This is a genomic window from Streptomyces sp. NPDC059564, from assembly GCF_042735575.1.
Taxonomy (GTDB): Bacteria; Actinomycetota; Actinomycetes; order Streptomycetales; family Streptomycetaceae; genus Streptomyces.
In genome coordinates, this window is sequence record NZ_JBHWBP010000232.1 from 1 (window position 1) to 3857 (window position 3857).

Genomic DNA, 3857 nt, shown 5'->3' on the forward strand with positions numbered 1-3857 from the left:
GGCCTGGTGATGCTCGACGAGGACCTGCGCTACGTCCACCTCAACCAGGTCCTGGCCGACATGGACGGCATGTCCGTCCCGGACCACCTCGGCCGCACCGCCTCCGAGGTCATGATCACCTCCGACGACGGCGAGTTCGAGGGCATGCTCCGCGCCGTCGCCGACGGGGGCACCCCCCTGGTCGGCGTCCTGATGGGCCTGCGCACCCCGGGCCGCCCGGACCGCGACCAGGTGCGCTCCGTCAGCTTCTTCCCGCTCACCGGCGCCGTCGGCAGCCGCCCCGGCGTCGGCGGCCTGCTGGTGGACGTCACCGACCGGGAACAGGCCCTCCTGGAGGCGCCCGCCGCCCGCCAGCGCCTCGACCTGCTCGACCGCGCCTCCGCCCGGATCGGCACCACCCTCGACCTGGACACCACCGCCCGGGAACTGGTCGGCGTCGCCGTTCCGGAGTTCTGCGACGCCTCCGTCGTGGAGCTGGTGGAGTGGATGTACCCCGAGAAGGCCTTCGACCCGCGCCTGCCCCTCTTCACCCGCCGGATCGCGGCCGGGACGACGCTGCCGCCGCCCGCCGAGGAGATCGTCGGAGGCCTCGACCGGTTGGAGTACCCGCCGGGCTCCAGCATCCACCACGTGCTCAGCACGGGCCGCCCGCTCGGCGTCCGCGTGGACGAGGACTTCACCACCCGTACCGTCATCCACCGCGACCGCGCCCGGCTGCTGCTCGACAGCGGCCTGGCCACCATCCTCCTCGCCCCGCTGGTCGCCCGCGGCACCGTCCAGGGCGTCGCCATGTTCGGCCGTTCCCCCGCCCGCCCCGCCTTCACCGAACAAGACCTCAGCCTCGCCGGGGAACTCGCCTCCCGTGCCGCCCTCTGCCTGGACAACGCACGCCTCTACGGCCAGGTCCAGGAGATCGCCCTCACCCTCCAGCGCGCCCTGCTGCCCAGCGCCCTCGCCGTCAGCCCCCACCTCACCGTCGCCCACCGCTACCTCCCGGGCGGGGTCACCGAGGTCGGCGGCGACTGGTACGACGTGATCAACCTGCCCGGCGACCGCGTAGCCCTCGTCGTCGGCGACGTCATGGGCCACGGCGTACCGGCCGCCGCCTCGATGGGAAGGCTGCGCATCACCGCCAAGGCGCTGGCCCGGCACGGCCCCGAGCCGGAGGCCCTGCTCGCCGAACTCGACCTCTGCGCCCGCGAGTCCGGCATCGAACTGGCCACCTGCCTCTACGTGGTCTACGACCCCCACACCGGCTGCGCCCGCGTCGCCGGAGCCGGCCACCCCCCGCTCCTGGTGCGCCACCCCGACGGCTCGGTCGAGACCGTCGGCGACGGCCTCGGGGTCCCGCTCGGAGTCGGCGGCATCCCCTTCCGGTCGACCCGCACCCACCTCCCCGAGGGCGCCGTCCTGGCCTTGTACACCGACGGGCTGATCGAGGCCCGGGGCCGGGACATCGACACCGGGCTGGACGCCCTCCGCGGCGAACTCGGGCGCACCGAAGTCTCGTTGGAGCGGATGGCCGACCGGATCCTGGCGGCCCTGCTGCCCACCGCCCCCACCGACGACACGGTCCTGGTCCTCGCCCGGATCCACGGCGCGACCCCGCTCCGCCCGGCTTGAGGTCAAGAATCCTTGACACGGTGTCGCGGTTCCTTGACACTCCTCATGTCTGGTTTTCTTGACATGGAAAGCGGGGGCCGGGATGGCTGTCGAGGAGAGACGTGCCTGGATCATGCTGGTGGCCGCGGTCACGTCGTACGCCGGGTACCTGTGCGTCGTACTGGCCCGGCCCGAGGGGGTGACCCTCGCCCACGCGCCCTACGTGGCCGCCCTGTTGTGGTCGGTCGGACTGTCGGTCGCCGTCTGCGTGGCGGCGAACATCGCGGTCGCCGTCCTCTCCCGCGAGGAGACGGGGACGAAGGACCAGCGGGACCGGGAGATCCACCGCTTCGGCGAGTACGTCGGGCTGTCGTTCGTGGTCGTCGGCGCGGTGGGCGGGCTGGTCCTGGCGATGGCCGAGGCCGCCCCGTTCTGGATCGCCAACACCATCTACCTGGCCTTCGTCCTGTCCTCGGTCCTCGGCTCCACGACCAAGCTCGTCTCCTACCGCCTCGGCTTCCACCCGTGGTGAGGCCGACCCGGGTCACCAACACCATCCGGGCCCAGCGCTTCGCGCACGGCGAGATGACCCAGGCGGAACTCGCCCGCCGCATCGGCGTCAGCCGCCAGACGGTGATCGCCATCGAACAGGGCCGCTACTCGCCCTCCCTGGAGATGGCCTTCCAGATCGCCGGGGCCTTCGGCGTCCCGCTCGACCACGTGTTCCAGTACTCCGCCACCGGCGGCCCCGCCGCCGCCCCCGCGACCGAGGGAGACACCCCGTGAGAGCCGTCGTCCAGGACGCCTACGGACCGCCCGAAGTGCTGCGCCTCGAAGAGACCGGGCGCCCCGTCCCCGGCCGGGGCGAGGTGCTCCTGCGGGTCGGCGCCGCCGGCGTCGACCAGGGCGTCTGGCACCTGATGGCGGGCCGCCCCTACCTGCTGCGCGCCATGGGCTTCGGCCTGCGCGCCCCGAAGGCCCGCGTCCCCGGCCAGGACGTCGCCGGCCGGGTGGAGGCCGTCGGCCCGGACGTCACCCGCTTGCGCCCCGGCGACGAGGTGTACGGAACCTGCACGGGCGCCTTCGCGGAGTACGCCCGCGCCCGCGAGGACCGGCTCGCCCCCCGCCCCGCGAACCTCACCGCCGAACAGGCCGCCGCCGTGCCCGTCTCCGCGACCACCGCCCTGCGGGCCGTACGCGACGCGGGCCGGCTCGCGCCCGGGCAGAGCGTGCTCGTCCTCGGGGCGGCCGGCGGCGTCGGCTCGTACGCGGTGCAGCTGGCCAAGGCCCTCGGCGCGGGCCGCGTCACCGGGGTCTGCGGCCCCGCCGCGGCGGACCTCGTCCGTACGCTCGGCGCCGACGAGGTCCTCGACTACACCCGCGAGGACCCCACCGACGGCACCCGCCACCACGACCTCGTGATCGACACCGGTGGCAACCGCCCCCTCGCCCGCCTGCGCCGCGCCCTCGCCCCGCGCGGCACCCTCGTCATCGTCGGCGGCGAGAGCGACGGCCGGTGGATCGGCGGCACCGACCGGCAGCTGCGCGCCCAGCTCCTGTCGCCGTTCGTCCGCCACCGCCTGCGCGGGCTCGCCGTCACCCCCCGCGCCGCCGACCTGGCCGACCTCGCCCGGCTGATCGAGTCCGGCGCCGTCACCCCCGCCGTGGACCGTACCTACCCCCTGGCCGAAGCCGCCGAGGCCGTCCGCCGCCTGCGCTCCGGCGGCGTGCGCGGAAAGCTGGTCCTGCGCGTCTGACGCTCCACCGGGCGCATTCGCGACAACCTTCACCGGATTCCGGTCACCCTGGGATATCGAGAGATCGCGCAGGGTAGCCAGGGGCCGCGTGCGGAGGGCTCTCCTCCCCACGTCCCCGGACCCGACGAAGGAGTCGCATGTCCCTCCCGACGCAGCAGGTGGAAACCGCCTACGGAACGATCGCCGGACGGATCGAGAACGGGATCGCCCGCTTCCTCGGCATCCCCTACGCCGCCGCCCCGGTCGGCCCCCACCGCTTCGCCGCGCCGGTCCCGCCCGCCGAAGACCACATCCGAGCAGGCGTAGAACGCCTCGGGGGTGTCGGAGCGCTGCCACACCGTGTCGATCAGCTGCCGCCCCGCCGCCTGCGGGATGGTCCCGTCGAAGACATACGAACCATGCAGCAGCGCCGGGTCGGTGGCCTGGGCGAAGGGCTTCGCCTCCAGGTCCGACCAGGCCAGCGGCTTGGTCGGGTCGTATCCGGCCTTGGTGAGGTAC

General features: G+C 74.1%; 4 protein-coding genes and 2 pseudogenes. 5 read left to right on the forward strand and 1 reads right to left on the reverse strand.

Annotation, left to right across the window (positions count from 1 at the left end; all coding sequences use genetic code 11):
- From ACFV0Q_RS29120 to ACFV0Q_RS29140, 5 genes and pseudogenes are all read left to right on the forward strand, one after another.
- Positions 1–1623: SpoIIE family protein phosphatase (locus ACFV0Q_RS29120; RefSeq protein ID WP_385009343.1), on the forward strand; the 1623-nt coding region annotated here is incomplete at its 5' end.
- A gap of 82 nt (positions 1624–1705) precedes the next feature.
- Positions 1706–2134, forward strand: a complete 429-nt coding sequence (locus ACFV0Q_RS29125; protein WP_385009344.1) for a hypothetical protein — start codon at positions 1706–1708, stop codon at positions 2132–2134.
- Positions 2128–2388: a helix-turn-helix transcriptional regulator gene (locus ACFV0Q_RS29130; RefSeq protein WP_385009345.1), complete on the forward strand. Its 261-nt coding sequence runs from the start codon at positions 2128–2130 to the stop codon at positions 2386–2388. The genes ACFV0Q_RS29125 and ACFV0Q_RS29130 overlap by 7 nt, the downstream gene beginning before the upstream one ends.
- Positions 2385–3359 carry an NAD(P)-dependent alcohol dehydrogenase gene (locus tag ACFV0Q_RS29135; RefSeq protein ID WP_385009346.1) on the forward strand — a complete coding sequence of 325 codons (975 nt, stop codon included), beginning with the start codon at positions 2385–2387 and terminating at the stop codon, positions 3357–3359. Before ACFV0Q_RS29130 ends, ACFV0Q_RS29135 begins: the two co-directional genes overlap by 4 nt.
- A 137-nt stretch (positions 3360–3496) precedes the next feature.
- A pseudogene (locus ACFV0Q_RS29140) lies at positions 3497–3580 on the forward strand (hypothetical protein); the annotation flags it as partial.
- A 47-nt stretch (positions 3581–3627) separates the two neighbouring features.
- Here ACFV0Q_RS29140 and ACFV0Q_RS29145 read toward each other — a convergent pair.
- Positions 3628–3857, reverse strand: a pseudogene (locus tag ACFV0Q_RS29145) (lytic polysaccharide monooxygenase); the annotation flags it as partial.